At 72.1% G+C, this 15,832-nt stretch carries 13 protein-coding genes; 8 read left to right on the top strand and 5 right to left on the bottom strand.

Annotated elements, in window-relative coordinates; genetic code table 11:
- Positions 1 to 17: 17 nt before the first annotated feature.
- A complete protein-coding gene (locus tag ACGFMK_RS40440) occupies positions 18 to 722 on the top strand; it encodes a DUF6008 family protein (protein ID WP_392774699.1) in 705 nt (234 codons plus the stop codon).
- On the opposite strand, the gene ACGFMK_RS40435 is transcribed toward ACGFMK_RS40440, so the two are convergent.
- Positions 703 to 4,794, bottom strand: coding sequence for a beta-galactosidase (locus ACGFMK_RS40435; protein WP_392774697.1), 4,092 nt, complete (start codon positions 4,792 to 4,794; stop codon positions 703 to 705). The genes ACGFMK_RS40440 and ACGFMK_RS40435 overlap by 20 nt on opposite strands.
- A 283-nt stretch (positions 4,795 to 5,077) precedes the next feature.
- Complete coding sequence (locus ACGFMK_RS40430) at positions 5,078 to 6,094, bottom strand: LacI family DNA-binding transcriptional regulator (RefSeq protein ID WP_392774695.1); 1,017 nt, start codon at positions 6,092 to 6,094, stop codon at positions 5,078 to 5,080.
- A gap of 132 nt (positions 6,095 to 6,226) precedes the next feature.
- Here ACGFMK_RS40430 and ACGFMK_RS40425 point away from each other — a divergent pair, with 132 nt between their 5' ends.
- From ACGFMK_RS40425 to ACGFMK_RS40400, 6 genes are all read left to right on the top strand, one after another.
- Positions 6,227 to 7,168, top strand: a complete 942-nt coding sequence (locus ACGFMK_RS40425) for an acyl-ACP desaturase (RefSeq protein WP_392774693.1) — start codon at positions 6,227 to 6,229, stop codon at positions 7,166 to 7,168.
- A gap of 212 nt (positions 7,169 to 7,380) precedes the next feature.
- Complete coding sequence (locus tag ACGFMK_RS40420) at positions 7,381 to 8,661, top strand: extracellular solute-binding protein (protein ID WP_392774691.1); 1,281 nt, start codon at positions 7,381 to 7,383, stop codon at positions 8,659 to 8,661.
- Between the two features lie 73 nt (positions 8,662 to 8,734).
- Positions 8,735 to 9,682 (top strand): carbohydrate ABC transporter permease, encoded by a 948-nt coding sequence (locus ACGFMK_RS40415; RefSeq protein WP_392774689.1) that lies wholly within the window; start codon positions 8,735 to 8,737, stop codon positions 9,680 to 9,682.
- On the top strand, positions 9,682 to 10,503 hold the full coding sequence (locus ACGFMK_RS40410) for a carbohydrate ABC transporter permease (RefSeq protein WP_392774687.1): 822 nt from the start codon (positions 9,682 to 9,684) through the stop codon (positions 10,501 to 10,503). The genes ACGFMK_RS40415 and ACGFMK_RS40410 overlap by 1 nt, the downstream gene beginning before the upstream one ends.
- On the top strand, positions 10,503 to 12,014 hold the full coding sequence (locus ACGFMK_RS40405) for a beta-N-acetylhexosaminidase (protein WP_392774685.1): 1,512 nt from the start codon (positions 10,503 to 10,505) through the stop codon (positions 12,012 to 12,014). Before ACGFMK_RS40410 ends, ACGFMK_RS40405 begins: the two co-directional genes overlap by 1 nt.
- Positions 12,011 to 12,757, top strand: coding sequence for a GntR family transcriptional regulator (locus tag ACGFMK_RS40400; RefSeq protein ID WP_392774683.1), 747 nt, complete (start codon positions 12,011 to 12,013; stop codon positions 12,755 to 12,757). Before ACGFMK_RS40405 ends, ACGFMK_RS40400 begins: the two co-directional genes overlap by 4 nt.
- 1 nt (position 12,758) lies before the next feature.
- Here the strand turns inward: ACGFMK_RS40400 and ACGFMK_RS40395 are convergent, their stop codons facing one another.
- The 3 genes from ACGFMK_RS40395 to ACGFMK_RS40385 all read right to left on the bottom strand — a co-directional run bounded on the left by ACGFMK_RS40395 (position 12,759) and on the right by ACGFMK_RS40385 (position 14,949).
- Entirely contained in the window at positions 12,759 to 13,685 is a 927-nt protein-coding gene (locus ACGFMK_RS40395; protein ID WP_392774681.1) for a hypothetical protein, read from the bottom strand.
- Between the two features lie 173 nt (positions 13,686 to 13,858).
- Complete coding sequence (locus tag ACGFMK_RS40390; protein WP_392774679.1) at positions 13,859 to 14,656, bottom strand: isocitrate lyase/phosphoenolpyruvate mutase family protein; 798 nt, start codon at positions 14,654 to 14,656, stop codon at positions 13,859 to 13,861.
- A complete protein-coding gene (locus tag ACGFMK_RS40385; protein WP_392774677.1) occupies positions 14,653 to 14,949 on the bottom strand; it encodes a putative quinol monooxygenase in 297 nt (98 codons plus the stop codon). The genes ACGFMK_RS40390 and ACGFMK_RS40385 overlap by 4 nt, the downstream gene beginning before the upstream one ends.
- Positions 14,950 to 15,091: 142 nt before the next feature.
- Between ACGFMK_RS40385 and ACGFMK_RS40380 the strand changes: the two genes are divergently transcribed.
- The coding region (locus tag ACGFMK_RS40380; protein WP_392774675.1) for a helix-turn-helix domain-containing protein at positions 15,092 to 15,832 on the top strand (741 nt) is incomplete at its 3' end.

The following is a 15,832-nucleotide window of genomic DNA, read 5'->3' as shown; positions in this document are numbered from 1 at the left end:
GGGAATCGGAGGCCGTCATGAGCATGCCCATGTCGTCGATGTCGGGCTGGGACACCGCGGGCGCGACCCTGCTCGTGCTGTGGGCGCTCGCCATGTGGGCGGCCGTCGGCGTGCTCGCCTACGCCAACCGCGGGCCGGTGCGCCCCTGGGTGTACCGCGGTTCGGTGCTGCTCATCGGCCTCGGCGTCATCGGGCAGCTCGGGCACGTCCAGGAGCACATCGCCCAGGTCGGTTACTGGCTCGGCCACCCGAACTCGCCCGCCTGGATGACACCGTGGGGCACCAGCCTCGCCAACGGCCTGCAGATGGTGCTGCCGAACCGGCCGACGTTCGGCATGGAACTGCTGCACCTGACCGGGAACTTCATCTTTCTGGCCGGCCTGGTCGGCGTCATGGTGATCACCCGACGCGCCACCAAGACCCGGTCCCGCCGCTGGGGGAAGATGGGCGTCTGGATGCAGGGCATCCACGGCCTCGAGCACCTCGCGCTGACGCTGTCGGTCGCGTTCGGCTCGCGCGCCATCGGCTTGTCCACGTTCTTCGGCCTCATCGACCCGGGCCCGGGCCTCACCACCTACCGCGTCTGGTGGCACTTCATCGCAAACGTCATCGGCACGATCATCTTCGGGCTCGCCGTGTACCACCTGTGGAAGGAGCGCCGGGCGGTCCGCGCGACGTACTCGCTGCACCCGGCGCCCGTCCTCACCGCACAGGCGGCGTGACGCAGGTCAGCGTCGGCTGCGCCCAGTCCGCGTGGTCGTTGCCGTTGCCGTCGCCGCCGTCGTTCACCAGCAGGTCCAGCACCTGCGCGCCGGTGACGTCGACGTCGATCGGGACCGCCGCCTGCCCGCCGCGCAGCACCGGGGTCGTCACCCGGGTCGTGCCGTCGACCGAGACGCTGAAGGTGACGCTGCCCGCGGTGCCGACCTCACCGTCGACGCCGACCGAGGCCGTCAAGCGGGTGCAGGAGCCGGCCAGGTAGAGCTGGACGTCGCCCGGCGCGTGGACGCCCAGGCCCTTCGCGTAGGACACGCCACCGATGGTCATCGGCTTGCCGTCACCCGCGTTCGCCTCGCCGTTGCTCGTGTCGCGCTCGACCGGGCCCCAGCCGTTGGCCGCGGTCAGGAACGGCAGGTCGCTGACGGCGTCCTGCCCGGCGGGCGGCGCGGCCGGGACGGCGCCGACGATCCGCTCGTCCGTCACCGTCCCGGGCCGCCCGGCCTGCCGGTAGCCGACCCGCACCGAGAGCGCCGACGTGTCCACTGTGGACGGCGCGGTCACCGGCCAGGAGAACGTCGCCGAGGCGCCGCCGTCGATCCGCGCGACCGACGGCGGTGACGCCGCGCCGACGGTCCACCCTGCCGGCGCGGTCAGCACCGGACGGACGTCCGTCGCCGCGGGCGCGCCCGCCGGGATCCGGACGGTGGCCGTCGCCGTGAACGACTGCCCCGCCGTGGCGGTGTCCGGCGCCGACAGCGAGACCGCGGCCGTCGGGGCCGGCGGCATCGTGTACCGGCCGTCGTAACCCGGCGACGCGTTCTGCCGCACGACCAACGGCGAGCGGTGCGAACCGTAGTTCGTCCAGGCCACCGAACCGAGACCGCCGGTGCTGCCGTCCAGGTTCCACACAGCGATGGCGATCGTGTTGTGGCCGTTCGGGTTCAGCACGCCGTTCGGGATCGGGAAGCTGTGCTGCGGCCCGAGGTAGTTGACGTACTGGCCGAGCTGCCAGCCGTTGACGAACAGCAGCGCCCGGTACTGCCGCCCCGGATCGTCGGTGATCGTCAAGCCGAGGGACGTGTCCTGGCCGCGCGGCAGGTCGAGGTTCGCGGTGGTCCGGTACCAGGAGACACCCGGCGTCGTGTCCTTCGCGGGCAGAGTGGCCGGTTTCCACGCCGCGTCGGGGAACCCGGGCAGCGACCAGCCCGCGCGCTCGCCGTAGAGGCCGCCGGTGTTGAGCGGGCCGCGCACGGTGTCGAGGCCCTGCTCGCCGCCGCGGACACCCTGCAGCCGCCAGGTGACCGACGTCAGCGGGGACCCGGTCAGCCGCGCCGACGTCAGGCCGCGCGCGGCCTTGTTGCCGTTGCTGGCGCCGTAGTCCTCTTCGTGGCCCATGTTCACGGTGAGCACGGAGATCTCGTTGTCCCCCGGTTTCAGGGCACCGGCCGGGAACGTGAAGGTGTGCTGCTGGGTCGTCGAACTGCCGAGGAAGACGCCGTTGAGCCACGCCGAGAACGCGCCCGCCGGTCCCCCGCTCTGGCTCGACAGGGTGATGCCGGTCTGCTTCCCGTCGCCGGTGAAGCGGCCCCGGTACCAGGTGTTGCCGGTGTGGAAGCCGTAGTCGTCGGCGAACAGCACCGGTTTGGTGCCGACGGCGGTGCTGCTGTTGCTGGTCGTCTTGTCCGCCACCGGCCACGCCGAGTCGTCGAACCCGGGTACGCTCTCCGGCGACTCCTGCTGGTGCTTCCAGCCGGTCAGGGCGGGTAGGGTCACCGGTTTCGCCGTCGGCAGGGTGCCTGTGCGGCTGCCGCTGGACGTCGGCCGCGTCGCCACCGGCTGCCCGTTCCAGGTGACGTTTCCGCCCCCGAACACCTCGAACGCGCCGTCGGCGCCGGTGTCCCCGGTCAGGTCGAGGCCGCCGGGGCGGGCCGTCGCCGTGCGCAGCAGGTCGGTGCCGCGGACGAGCACCGGCCCGGCCGCGGTGTCCTGCCGCCAGAACGTCCCGGCCGTCGCCTTGTCCGCGAGCAGCAGGAGCAGCGGCCGCTTGCCGGGGGCGGTGACGAGCACGCGGGCCAGGCCGTCGTGGGTGTAGTTCAGCCGCAGGTCACCGCGGGCGGCGTCCCAGGTGCTGGTGGCGGCGCCGTCGAGGACCTGGACCTTCGGCTGCTGGGCGAACCGCAGGACGGTCTCGCCCGGCCCGCCGTGGTCGCCGTAGAGCACCGCGGTGTCACGGCCGCCGATCGTCGCCGACGTCATGATCTCCGACGTCGAGTACTGCAGCCGCGTCTGCCCGAGGTCGTACCCGGCGACGACGATCTTGGACTGGCGCCCGTCGAGGGTGAGGCCGGTGCCCGGCTGCTGCGGCACGACCGGGTAGTAGTCGGTGCTCGCCGAGACCAGGTCGACGGCGTCCACGACGACGAACGGCCCGGTCGCCTGCGCGTTCTTCTGGCCGGTGACGACGATCTTGAGCGCGTGCGCCCCGGCGGGCAGGCCCCGCGTCTCGTAGCCGGTGACCTGGTTCTGCTTGCTCGCCGCGTAGAGGTCGACGGTGCTGACCTTGGCGTCGTCCAGGTAGACGTCGGCGACGCCGTGGCTCGGGTCCCTCGAGGTGACCCAGCGGATCCCGGTGCCGGTGAACGGGATGCTCACGCTGTCGCCGGTGACCTCGGAGAACGACTCCGTGTGCTGGTAGTCGCCGCCGGTGTAGTCGACCTCGGGCCCGGCGTGGGTCCAGGTGCCGGTGTAACCGACCTCGGTCGCGCGGTCGTCGTAGCTGTAGCCGGCGTGCGCCGCGAGGTCGAGGGACAGGCTCGTGGTGTTCTTCGCGTTCGACGTCGAATCGGTGTGGCGCAGGGTGTGGAACTGGGTGCGGGTGTCCGGGTTGATCCGCGCGGTGTCGGTGAGCGCCGGGTCGGTCAGCGGCGCGGCGGCGAGGCCCTCGGTCTTCGTCAGCGGTGCGACGGACTGGGTGAAGTAGCCGATCAGCTTGTCTTCGCTGTACTTCGGGTCGTACTGGCGGGCTTCGGTGATCGCCGCGCCGTAGTCGTAGGACGTGTAGTTCTGCGGGATCGCGCTCCAGCCCCAGGACGTGCCGCCGTGCAGCATGTAGAAGCTCTGGCCGGTGGCGCCGACCGCGATGTTCTGCTTGTAGAAGACGTTCGCGAACTTGTCGTTGATCAGCTGGGCGCACTTCGCGTACCCGGGGCCGCCCCACGGGTCGAACGCGCCGCCCTGGAACTCGGCGGTGATCAGCGGTTTCCCGGGGACGTGGTCGTAGCTGATGTCCGGGACGCCGTTCCACTTGTCGGGGTTGGAGCAGTCGAAGCCCTGCGGGTAGGAGTCGGCGGCGTCGACGTCGAGGGCGGCGTCACCGGCGTTGAAGGTGCCGTTGTTGTTGCCCACCAGGGGAACCGTGATGCCGTCGGCGTGGGCCTTGTCCTCGAGGTGCTTCATGTAGGCGCGGCCGTCGGCGTCACCGTTGTAGTACTCGTTTTCGACCTGGTAGGCCAGCACGCTGCCGGTGCCGTTGGTCAGCTGGTGGCGCGCGAGGATGCGGTCGATCTGCGTCTGCCACTCGTCGGAGTACTTCAGGTAGACGGGGTCGGCGCTGCGGGTGTGCCCGGGGGTGGTGGACAGCCAGGTCGGGAAGCCGCCGCCGTCGACCTCGGCGTTGATGTACGGGCCGGGCCGGGCGATGACGTAGAGGCCGGCCTGCTGGGCCATGTCGAGGAGCTTGTCCAGGTCGCGGACACCGGTGAAGTCGTAGACGCCCTGGCGCGGCGAGTGGTAGCCCCAGTCGAAGTAGAGCGACGTCGCGTTGAAGCCGGCCGCCTTCATCTTCTGGAAGATGTCGAGCCACAGGTCGGGGCTGGGCAGCCGGTAGGAGTGGAACTCGCCGGACCACAGGTAGGTGCGGTTCCCGTCGACCAGGAAGGAGTAACCGTCGTAGGTGACGGTGTGGCTCGCCTTGGGCGGTGGCGGCGCCGCGGACGCCTGCTGCGGGACCACGACCCCGGCAAGCGCGAAGACGACCGAAAGCAGGGCGGCGAACAGCGTCCGGGCGGTGCGCATGGCGAGGTCCTCCTGGATCGGCGGTGAACCAGAATGTCGGGATTCACGCAGAATCGAACACGAACGCTAGAGAACCTCAACAGAACTGGTCAAGATACGACACCAGGATGGATCAAGCCGGAGGTCGGTAGGTGGTACGAACGGACGGAAGTCGCACCGCCCCGCGCGGACCTTCCTGCGAGGCGTGATGCACCCGACGAGCGCCGCAGTGGCGCGACTCCGGAGGTGAAATCGAGAGAATTGGGCTCATCCCGCTGCACCTGGACACCCACGCAGGTCGCGGTCAGCGCGGGCCGGTGCTCTCCCGGACGATCAGCTCGGCGGGCACCAGGTGCCGCGCGCCGACGTCGCCGCCCGCCATGCGGGCCTCCAGCAGCCCGAACGTGCGGCGGCCGACCTCGATGAAGTCCTGGCGGACCGTCGTGAGGGGCGGGGAGAAGTACGCTGCCTCGGGGACGTCGTCGAAACCCGCTACGTGGACGTCGCCCGGGACGCGCAGGCCGGCCTCGGTGAACGCGCGCAGCAGGCCCAGCGCCATCTGGTCGTTGGCCGAAAAGACGGCGCCGAGCCCGCGCACGCCGGCGAGCGTCCGGCCGGCCTCGTAGCCCGAACGGGGGCTCCAGTCGCTGCGGATGACGTCCGGGACCCGCAGGCCGTGGCGTTCGAGGGTCTCGCGCCAGCCGCGCTCGCGGTCGCGTGCCTCCAGCCAGTCCTCCGGCCCGGCGACGTGCCAGACGGTCTTGTGCCCCAGCGCCAGCAGGTGCTCGGTGGCGCGGCGGGCGCCGTCGTACTGGTCGACGGAGATGACCGGGACCGGGGCCCCTTCGCCGCCGCCGACCGCGACGACCGCGATGTCCGCGGGGGCCGCCGCGAGGGCGCGCCCCGCCGTGACGTGCGGGGCGATCACGATGATGCCCTCCACGGCCTGGCGCCGCAGGCTCTCCACCGCGTCGCCGATCGACGACCGCCCGGGCCGGCCGACGCTGCAGATCGCGACGCCGTAGCCGGCTTCACGGGCGGCGTTCTCGATGCCGTAGAGGGTGCTCGCGGGCCCGTAGAGGTTGGACTCCAGCGCGACGACGCCGAGCGTGCCCGACCGGCCCGTGACCAACGTCCGCGCCGCCGAGTTGGGCCGGTAGCCGAGCTTCTGCACCGCCGCCTGCACCCGGGCGCGGGTCTCCGGGTGCACCGGCCCGCTCTCGTTGACCACCCGCGAGACGGTCATGTGCGAGACGCCGGCCAGTCCCGCGACATCGGCCAGGCTCGGCTGGCGCTCCCCCGGCCGTGTCCGCTCCGCCACCTGGCCCCCTCCGCTCGTACCCCCGCCGGGTTCACGATAGCCAGTCCCGGGAACCGTCCGGGGCCCGCGTTCGTTGCCAGTACCTACGGCACCGTAAGTTACGGTCGCGTAGGTGACGGAAGGAACCCCGCCATGCCGGTCCCCGAAAGCACGCGCCTGATGTACGAGCTGGAGGGCACGGTCGAAGAGAACCTCAACCGGCACCTCACGGCCGCCCAGGAGTGGATGCCGCACGAGTACGTCCCCTGGAGCCAGGGCCGCGACTTCGCCGACCTGGGCGGCGAGGCCTGGGACCCGGAGCAGTCCCGAGTCACGCCGATCGCGCGGACGGCGCTGGAGGTCAACCTCCTCACCGAGGACAACCTGCCCAGCTACCACCGCGAGATCGAGCGCGCCTTCGGCCGCGACGGCGCCTGGGGCACCTGGGTCCACCGCTGGACCGCCGAAGAGGGCCGCCACGGCATCGCCATCCGCGACTACCTGCTCGTGACGCGGGCGGTCGACCCGGTCGAGCTCGAGCGGATGCGCATGGAGACGATGCAGGCCGGGTACGAGACCGGCGACAAGCCGCTGCTGCACGTCTGCGCGTACGTCTCGTTCCAGGAGCTGGCCACGCGGCTCTCGCACCGCAACACCGGCCGTTACACGCAGGATCCCCTGGCCGAGAAGCTCCTCGCCCGGGTGTCCACCGACGAGAACCTGCACATGGTCTTCTATCGCAACCTGGTCAAGGCCGCGCTGGAGATCTCCCCCGACGCCATGGTGCGCGCGATCACCGACGAGGTCCTCGACTTCGCGATGCCCGGCGCGGTCATCCCCAGCTTCGTCCGCAAGGCGGCGCTGATCGCCAAGGCGGGCATCTACGACCTGCGCATCCACCACGACGACGTCGTGATGCCGCTGCTGCGCTACTGGAAGGTCTTCGAGCTGACCGGCCTCGGCGAGGTCGGCGAGACCGCACGGCAGGAGCTGGCGGACTTCCTCAAGACGCTGAACGCCCAGGCGTCGCGCTTCGAAGAGCGCCGTGACGCCGCCGCCGCGCGGGCCGCGGCCAAGGGTGTGCCGGCGGTCTGACACGGACGGAACCGCCGGAGCGGGCGCGGGTGAACCACCCGCGCCCGCTGTCGTGCGCCTGCCTGCCCGACCAGAAGTGACCAATGGTCACCACCCCACGTATCCACATGGCCTGCACGTAGGCTGTCAACAAGGTCTAGACCAAACGACCTAACTTCGTTGACTTTACCAATGGTCACCTGCAAGCTCCTCACCACCCGAGGAGGTTGCCCGTGAACAGACGCTCCCTTGCCGCCGTGGTCGGCACGCTCGCCCTCACCCTCACCGCCTGCGGCACCTCCGCCGGCCCGGCCGCGGCGCCGGGCGGTGGGCAGCTGACCGTGTGGCTGATGAACGGCGACCTGAGCGACCAGGCCACCACCGCCGTCAACGCCGCGTTCGAAAAGGCCACCGGCGCGAAGGTGACCGTGCAGATCCAAGAGTGGGACAACATCAACACCAAGATCAGCACGGCGCTCGCGCAGGACGACACGCCGGACGTGATCGAGATCGGCAACACCGACGTCCCGCTGTTCGCCGCGAACGGCGCGCTGGCCGACCTTTCCGGGCACCGTGACGACCTGGCCGCGGGCCAGACCTGGCTGCCCGGTCTCGCCGGACCGGCCACAGTGGACGGCAAGATCTACGCCGCGCCGCTGTTCGCCGGCAACCGCGCGGTGATCTACGACAAGCAGCTCTGGGCCGACGCCGGGGTCACCGCGCCGCCTGCGACGTTCGCCGAACTCACCGCGGACTTGGACAAGATCAAGGCCAAGCACCCGGACCCGGGCTTCTCCGCCTTCCACTTCCCCGGCCAGTACTGGTACGGCGCGCTGCAGTTCGTCTGGGACGCCGGTGGCGAGCTGGCCACCGAGTCCGGCGGCAAGTGGGCCGGGGCGCTCGAGTCGCCGGCCGCGCAGCGGGGACTGCAGGCCTGGAAGGACTTCCAGGCGGCCTACTCGACCCCCGCGTCGCGCAACGTCGACACCAAGGCACCCGACCAGGCCGCGATGTTCGCCTCCGGCGGCGCCGGGGCCATCCTGGACACCAGCGTGAACACCGTGCTGAAGAACAAGCCCGAGCTGAAGGACCGGCTCGGCACGTTCCCCTTCCCCAGCGCGACGCCGGGCAAGAGCCAGCCGGTGTTCCTCGGCGGGTCCGACCTCGGGATCGCGGCGAAGAGCAAGAACCAGGACCTCGCGCTCGCCTACCTGAAGGCCGCGGCGAGCCCGGCCGTGCAGCGGGACGCGATCGTCGGCATCGACGGCTGGACGCCGGTGTCGCCGCAGATCATCGACCAGGTGACGCCGACGCTGCCGCCCGTGCGGGCCGCGTTCTACGCCGCCGCGAAGTCGAGCGACGCCACCCCGGCCACGGCGGGCTGGGCGACCATCGAGAGCGACAAGTCGGTCAACACGTTCTTCGCCGACATCGCCACCGGCCGCAAGTCCGTGGCGGACGCGGCCAAGGACTTCGACGCGCACCTGACGCAGGCGCTCAACGCCGGCCAGTGACCGGGCGGGACGTCCGCGGTGGACTGCCGTCCCCTGACCGCGGGCGTCCCGCCCACCCCGATGGAGGAACGCCGTGAAGGTCCTGAAGCGGCCCGCGCCGGTCGCACCGCCACCACCCGTGCCCGCCCGGAAACGCCGCCGCACCCTGCTGCCCTACGGCCTGCTGATGCCCGCGGTCGTCGTCCTCGGGCTGGTGCTGGGTTATCCCCTGGTCCGGCTGGTGCTGATCTCGCTGCAGGACTACGGGCTGCGGGCGCTGTTCACCGGCACGGCGACCTGGGCGGGCGGAGACAACTACGCCGCCGTGCTCGGCGACGGCCAGCTGGTGCCCGTGCTGCTGCGCAGCGTCGGGTTCTGCGCGGCGCTGGTGACCGGCACGCTCGTGATCGGCATGGCTGTCGCGCTGATGCTGCGGCGGCTCGGCCGCGGGATGCGGGTCGCCGTCACGATGAGCCTGATCGCGGCGTGGGCGCTGCCGAACGTGGCGTCCACTTTGGTCTGGCAGTGGCTCTTCCAGCCGGGCTACGGCGTCGTCAACTGGCTGCTGTCGCAGCTGGGCCTCGGCGACTTCACCCAGCGCGACTGGACGACGACCCCGGCGTCGGCGTTCACGCTCGTCTGGCTGCTGGTGGTGTGGCAGTCGGTGCCGTTCGTGGCGCTCACGCTGCACGCCGGGCTGTCCCAGATCCCCCGCTCGTACTACGAAGCGGCCACTTTGGACGGTGCCGGGCCGTGGCGGGTGCACCTGACCATCACCTGGCCGTTCCTGCAGCCGATCCTCGGCCTGGTCACGATCCTCTCGGTGATCTGGGACTTCACCGTGTTCAACCAGATCTGGATCCTCACCCAGGGCGGGCCCAGCCAGGGCACGACGACGCTCGGGATCTGGACGTTCACCCGGGCCTTCAGCACCAACTCCTTCGGGCAGGGCGCGGCGATCGCCGTCGTCTCGGTCCTGCTGCTGCTGGCCATGACCATCGTGTACGTGCGCCGCCTGGTGCGGGCGGGAGAGGATTTCTGATGCGGGCACGGCGGATCGGCACCAACGTGACGGCAGCGCTCTTCTGCCTGGTGTGGGTGTTCCCGGTCTACTGGATGGTGAACACGGCGTTCAAGCCGCGCGGGGACATCCTGAGCCCGACCCCGCAGTTCCTCCCGCTGAACTTCACCTTGGACAACTTCGCCGACGCGCTCGCCAAACCCGGCTTCACCCGGGATCTGCTGAACAGCGTCATGGTGACCGTGACGGTGGTGCTGCTGTCGATCGTGGTGGCGTTCCTGGCGGCGACGGCGTTGACCCGCTTCCGGTTCTTCGGCCGTCGCAGCTTCCTCATCGGCGTGCTGATCCTGCAGATGGTGCCGGTGCCCGCACTGGTCATCCCGTTGTTCCTCGGCCTGAAGAGCGCGCACCTGCTGAACAACCTGCTCGGGCTCACGCTCACCTACGTCGCGCTCGTGCTGCCGTTCACCATCTGGACCCTGCGCGGGTTCCTGCACGGGATCCCGGTGGAACTGGAGGAGGCGGCCATGGTGGACGGCGCGTCGCGGGCCCGGATCATGCGCTCGGTGCTGCTGCCGCTCGTGCTGCCCGGGCTGATCGCGACCAGCGTGTTCGCGTTCATCACCGCGTGGAACGACTTCCTGTTCGCGTACGTGATCATGAAGGACCAGTCCGGCTACACGCTGCCAGTGTGGCTGGTCTCGTTCAGCACCAGCACCGGGACCGACTACGGCGGCCTGATCGCGGCGTCCACGCTGTTCGCGCTGCCCGTGGTCGTGTTCTTCGCGCTCGTCCAGCGGCACCTCGTCGAGGGCATGACCGCGGGCGCGGTGAAGGGCTAGTGCTCCCCCTCATCCCCCGGCCCGCCGAACTGGTGCGCCGCAGCGGATTCTTCGCGCTCAACGCCGGGGTGCGCGTCGTGGCCGGCCCGGGTGCCGGGCGCGCGGCGGACCTCCTGACCAGCGTCGTCGGCTCCGGCCACGGCCCCGAGGTCCGGCTGAACCTGCGCGCCGGGTTCGGGCCCGAGGAGTACGAACTCGACGTCGCCGAGGACCGCGTCACACTCGTCGCGACGCGGGAAGCCGGGCTGTTCCACGGGGTCCAGACCCTGCGGCAGCTCGGCCCCAACCGCTGGCCCTGCCTGCGGATCCGGGACCGGCCGAAGCTGGCCTGGCGCGGGGTGCTGCTCGACGTCGCCCGGCACTTCATGCCGCTGGAGTTCCTCTACGAGTTCACCGACCTCATCGCGCTGCACAAGTACAACGTGCTGCACCTGCACCTCACCGACGACCAGGGCTGGCGGCTGGAGATCGAGGGCCGGCCGAAGCTGACGGAGGTCGGCGCGTGGCGCAGCGAGTCGATGGTCGGCGCGGCCGGCAGCACGCACTTCGACGGCGTCCCGCACGGCGGCTTCTACACCCGCGCCGAACTGCGCGGCCTGGTCGCCCACGCCGCCGCCCGCGGCGTGCGGGTCGTGCCGGAGATCGACCTGCCCGGCCACGTCCGGGCGGCCCTGGCCGCCTACCCGGAGCTGGGCAACCACCCGGACCGCCCGCTGCCGGTGTGGACGGAGTGGGGCATCAGCCCCGACATCCTGGGCATGCACGACCAGGCCCTGGACTTCTGCCGCGACGTCCTGGCCCAGACCGCCGGGATCTTCCCCTCGCGGCACCTCCACGTCGGCGGGGACGAATGCCCGACGACGCAGTGGGAGACGGCGCCCGCCGCCCGGGACCGCGCGAGGGCGCTCGGGCTGGACGGCACCGCCGGGCTGCACAGCTGGTTCCTCGGTGAGCTGCACGGGTTCCTCGGCGAGCTCGGCCGGCAGGCCGTCTGCTGGGACGAGACGGGCCACTCGCCGGGCACGCTGCCTCCGGAGATGACCGTGGCCAGCTGGCGGGACGCCGGTCACGGCGCACAGGCCGTCGCCCGCGGCCACCAGGTGATCATGGCGCCGCACACGTCCACCTACTTCGACTACCCGCAGACCGACGGGCCGGGCGAGCCACCGCGCGAGCTCGTGACGACCCTGGCCGACGTCCACGCCTACGACCCCCTGGCCGGGAACCTGCCCGCCGCCGACCCCGACAACGGCGGGCGGCCGGGGGTCATCGGCACGCAGGCGCAGCTGTGGACCGAGCACGCGCCGACCCCCGACCACGTGCGGCAGCTGGCCTTCCCGCGGCTGTGCGCGCTCGCGGAGTCGGCCTGGTCCCCCGGGCCGCGCGACTATGCTGACTTCCGAGCCCGCTTGGCCGGTCACCTGGATCTGCTGCGCGCGCTGAACGCCCTGCCGAAGGAGCGCGTCCGGTTCCCGGGCGCGGTCCCCGCACCCCGAAAGCCGAGAACTTGACCGCAGACGCGCTCGGACCCGACCGGCCGCCCACCGCGAAACGGGACCGGGTCCGCCGCCACCTGCTGAACGTGATCGAGAAGGCCGGGCCGGGCACCGGGCTGGCCTCGGAACGCGACCTGGCCCAGGAGCTCGGCGTGTCCCGCCCGACCGTCCGCGCGGCCATCGACGAGCTGACCCGCACCGGGCTGCTGGTCCGCCAGCGCGGCCGCGGCACGTTCACCAGCCCGCACAAGGTCACCCAGGAGCTCGCCGGCACCGCCGCGGGCCTGGGGGTGCCCCCGGCCGAGGGGCACTGGACCAGCGGCGTCGTCGGGTTCACGACGGCGCCCGCGAGCCCGCCCCGCGCGGCGCGGCTGGAGATCGCGCCCGGCGCGCCGGTCCTGCGGGTCACGCGGGTCCGCTACGTCGACGACGAGCCGATCGCCATCGAACGCCTGGACCTGCCCGCCGAGCTCGTCCCCGGCCTGGCCCCGGCCGACATGGAGGCCGGGAACTTCTACCGGCTGCTGCGGGAGCGGTTCGGCATCACGGTGGCCGAGGCCGAGCAGACGATGGAGCCGGCGGTGACCAACCCCGAGCAGGCCGAACTGCTGGACGTCCCGGTGTACGCACCGATCCTGCAGGTCGAGCGGGTCACCCGGGACTCCGGCGGCCGGATCGTCGAGCTGACCCGGTCGGTCTACCGCGGCGACCGCTACCGGATCACCTCGAAGCTGCGGTTCGACGCCGACTCCGGCTGAGTCACTTCGCCCAGCCGAGCGGACCGGAGAGCGCTTTCACGACGGCCGTCACGCGGTCCGACGCCGTCGGCCAGCCGGTGTCGGCGGACTGGGCGCTGAGGACGACGACGATGTAACGGCGTCCCCCGACGAGCCCGCTGGTGTGCAGGTTGCGGCCCGGGTCGCAGCACGACCAGCCCTGCTTGACGGCCCAGTCGGCGGCCGTGACCGCGCCCGGGATGCCGAAGAACTGGTCGAAGCCGTCGGCGCCGTGCTGGGTGGCGGCGTCCAGCGCCCGGAGCACGACCTGCCGCGTGCCTTCCGGCGCCTTGTCCATCAGGTACTCGTAGAGCTTCACCAGGTCGGCGGCGGTGACGATCGTGCTGCCCCAGTGCGCGGGATCCGCCGGCGGGCGCGTCGACCTCATGCCGATCCGCGCGGCCCAGCCCGAGACGATCGCGGGCCCGCCGAGGTTCGCCCACAGCCGGCTCGCGACGTTGTCGTCACTGCGCGAGAGCATCTCCGCCACGACGTCGGGCTCCGTCCCCTGCCGGAGCGCCTCGAACGCGATCAGCAGCTTGACCAGCGACGCCGAGGTGTAGGTCGTCTCGGGCCGGTAAGAGACGACGTCCTCGCCGCTCTTCCGGTCGTGGACGAGCACGCTGACCTTGCCCGGCACCAGCTTCGCCAGCTCCGCCCCCGACGGCAGCCGGCCCTGCTCCTGGTCCTGGTCCTGGTCCGGCTTCGGCGACGGCTTGGCCACCGTGGTGTCCGGCGGCGCCGAGGACGCCGTCGTCGCGACGCTCGTGGTCACCGGCGGCGCCGTCCCGAGCAGCGGCGCGGACGCGGCCACCGGGTCGGGGGAACGCAGGGTCGCCGCCGCGATCAGCATCGCCACGACGGCCCCCGCGCACAGCCCGGCCAGCAGCATGACGTTTCCTCGGTGCATACCGGCTGTTGTCCGGGCGCCCCGGCCGTGTTCGCCCGGACGGGCCGGAATGTGGGATGCGTCTCACCCGGCCGGGAAATCGGGAACGCGGACGAACGCCGCGGACAAGAAGGAACGTGACCAGAACCGTCGAACGCCCGCCCCGGCGAAGCAGCGTGCCGTGAAGGCAGTTGTCACCGGGTGAGGGCGGCGTTCAGGTCGCCGTAGGGAATGCCGTCCGCGGTGACGTCGTAGGTGCCCGCGCCGAGCAGCTCCGCCGTCGCGCGGGCCGCGACCGCGTACGCGGCCTGGGCGATCGCCGACCCGAGGCTGATCCGGACGGCGCCCGCGGCGGCCAGGTCGGCCACCGGCGGCGCGCCCGCCCAGACCATCACCGCGACCGGCAGCGGGCCCGCCGCCAGCTCGGCGATGGCGCCCGGATCGGTCAGTCCCGGTACGAACAGGCTGTCCGCGCCGGCGGCCGCGTAGACCTCCGACCGGCGCTGGGCCTCCTCGAGACCGCCGGCCCCGGTCAGGTAGACGTCGGTCCGGGCGTTGAGCCACACGGGAATCCCGAGCGCCTCGGCCGCCGCGCGGGCCGCGGCCAGGCGCTCGGCCTGCGCCGCCTCGGTGTACAACCCGGTGCCCAACCGGTCCTCGAGGTTGATCCCGACGGCCCCGGCCCGGACGACCGCGGTGGTCGTCTCGGCGACGTCGTCGTACCCGCCCTCGATGTCGGCCGACACCGGGACGTCGACCGCCGCGCAGAGCCGGGCCACGACGGCCGCGGCCCGGTCCGCGCCGAGGCCGGCGCCGTCCGGCACACCGAGGGACCACGCGACACCCGCGCTGGTCGTCGCGATCGCCGCCGCCCCGGCGCCCGCGACGGCGACCGCCGAGGCGACGTCCCAGGCGTTGGGCAGCAGCAATGGGTCCCCGCGCCGGTGGCTCGCGGCGAACGTCTTCGCCCGCGCGAGCTGCCCCTCGTTCACAGCGCGACGAGCAGTTCGTGGTCGAGCTCCACGAACTCGACGACCAGGCCGGCGAACCGCCCGGCGATCAGCTCCCGGTAGGCCGCCGATCCGGTGTGCGCGTCGTAGGCGGCCTGGTCCGCGAAGTGCTCGACGAACAGGAGGTAGTCCGCGCGGGCCGGGTCCCGGTAGACGCGGAAGGACAGCGTGCCGTCCTCGGCGCCGGGTCCCTGCGGCGCGAACTCCTCGACGAGCGCCTCGGCCTCGGCCTGTTTGCCGTCCTTCAGCTGGATGGGGAAAACCTTGGTGAGCAACGGAAACTCCTCGTTCTCGACGACTGACGACGACCATCTTGGAACGGCCCGCGTGCCGGGTCCGGCCACATCCGGACACGCTCCGGGCGCCGATGTCCGGATATGTCCGGCGCCGCGGTCGCGCCCCGGCTATACCTGGGTCATGACCACGTATTCCGCCGTCGTCACGACCGGGATCTACTGCCGGCCCGGCTGTGGTGCGAAGCCGCTCGCGAAGAACGTCCTGACGTTCGAGCACGCCGCCGCCGCGGAGGCCGCGGGGTTCCGGGCGTGCCTGCGCTGCCGGCCCTACCGGGTGGCCGGGCCGGTCGCCTCGGACGCGCCCGAACTGGTGTGCCGGGCGGTGCAGCTGGTCATCGGCGGCGCGCTCGACGACGGCACGGAGGCGGCGCTCGCGGACCGGGTCGGGCTGTCGCCGCGGCACCTGCGCCGGTTGTTCCTGCAGCACCTCGGGGCGAGCCCCGACCAGCTGGCCCGGTCGCGGCGCGCGCACTTCGCCCGCCGGCTGCTCGACGACACCGACCTCACGGTGCTCGACGTCGCGTTCGCGTCCGGGTTCGGCAGCCTGCGGCAGTTCAACCGGACCATGCGGGAGGTGTTCCGCGCGGCGCCCTCGGACCTGCGCGACCGCCGCCGCCGCGCGGACCGCCTGGTCGCCGACGGCGGCTTGCCGCTGCGCCTGCCCGTGGTGCCCGGCTACGACTGGGACGCCGTCCGCGGCCTGCTCGCCGCCCGCGCGGTGCCCGGCGTCGAGGTGGTCGACGGCCCGGTCTACCGGCGCACGATCACCGTCGAAGGCGCACCGGGGGTGCTGGAGCTGTCCCCGGGCGACGGCGGGCACCTGCTGCTGCGCGCCCACCTGCCGTACTGGGAGGGCCTGATC

Source organism: Amycolatopsis sp. NPDC049252 (assembly GCF_043197175.1).
Taxonomy (GTDB): domain Bacteria; phylum Actinomycetota; class Actinomycetes; order Mycobacteriales; family Pseudonocardiaceae; genus Amycolatopsis.
Note: the sequence above shows the minus strand (reverse complement) of the source record. Positions and strands in the feature narration are given on the sequence as shown.

What these genes read in the sequence shown, in the direction of transcription:
- ACGFMK_RS40440 (WP_392774699.1), top strand. Translation starts at nt 18, where the DNA reads ATGAGCATGCCCATGTCGTCGATGTCGGGCTGGGACACCGCGGGCGCG.
- ACGFMK_RS40435 (WP_392774697.1), bottom strand. Translation starts at nt 4,794, where the DNA reads ATGCGCACCGCCCGGACGCTGTTCGCCGCCCTGCTTTCGGTCGTCTTC.
- ACGFMK_RS40425 (WP_392774693.1), top strand. Translation starts at nt 6,227, where the DNA reads ATGCCGGTCCCCGAAAGCACGCGCCTGATGTACGAGCTGGAGGGCACG.
- ACGFMK_RS40410 (WP_392774687.1), top strand. Translation starts at nt 9,682, where the DNA reads ATGCGGGCACGGCGGATCGGCACCAACGTGACGGCAGCGCTCTTCTGC.
- ACGFMK_RS40395 (WP_392774681.1), bottom strand. Translation starts at nt 13,685, where the DNA reads ATGCACCGAGGAAACGTCATGCTGCTGGCCGGGCTGTGCGCGGGGGCC.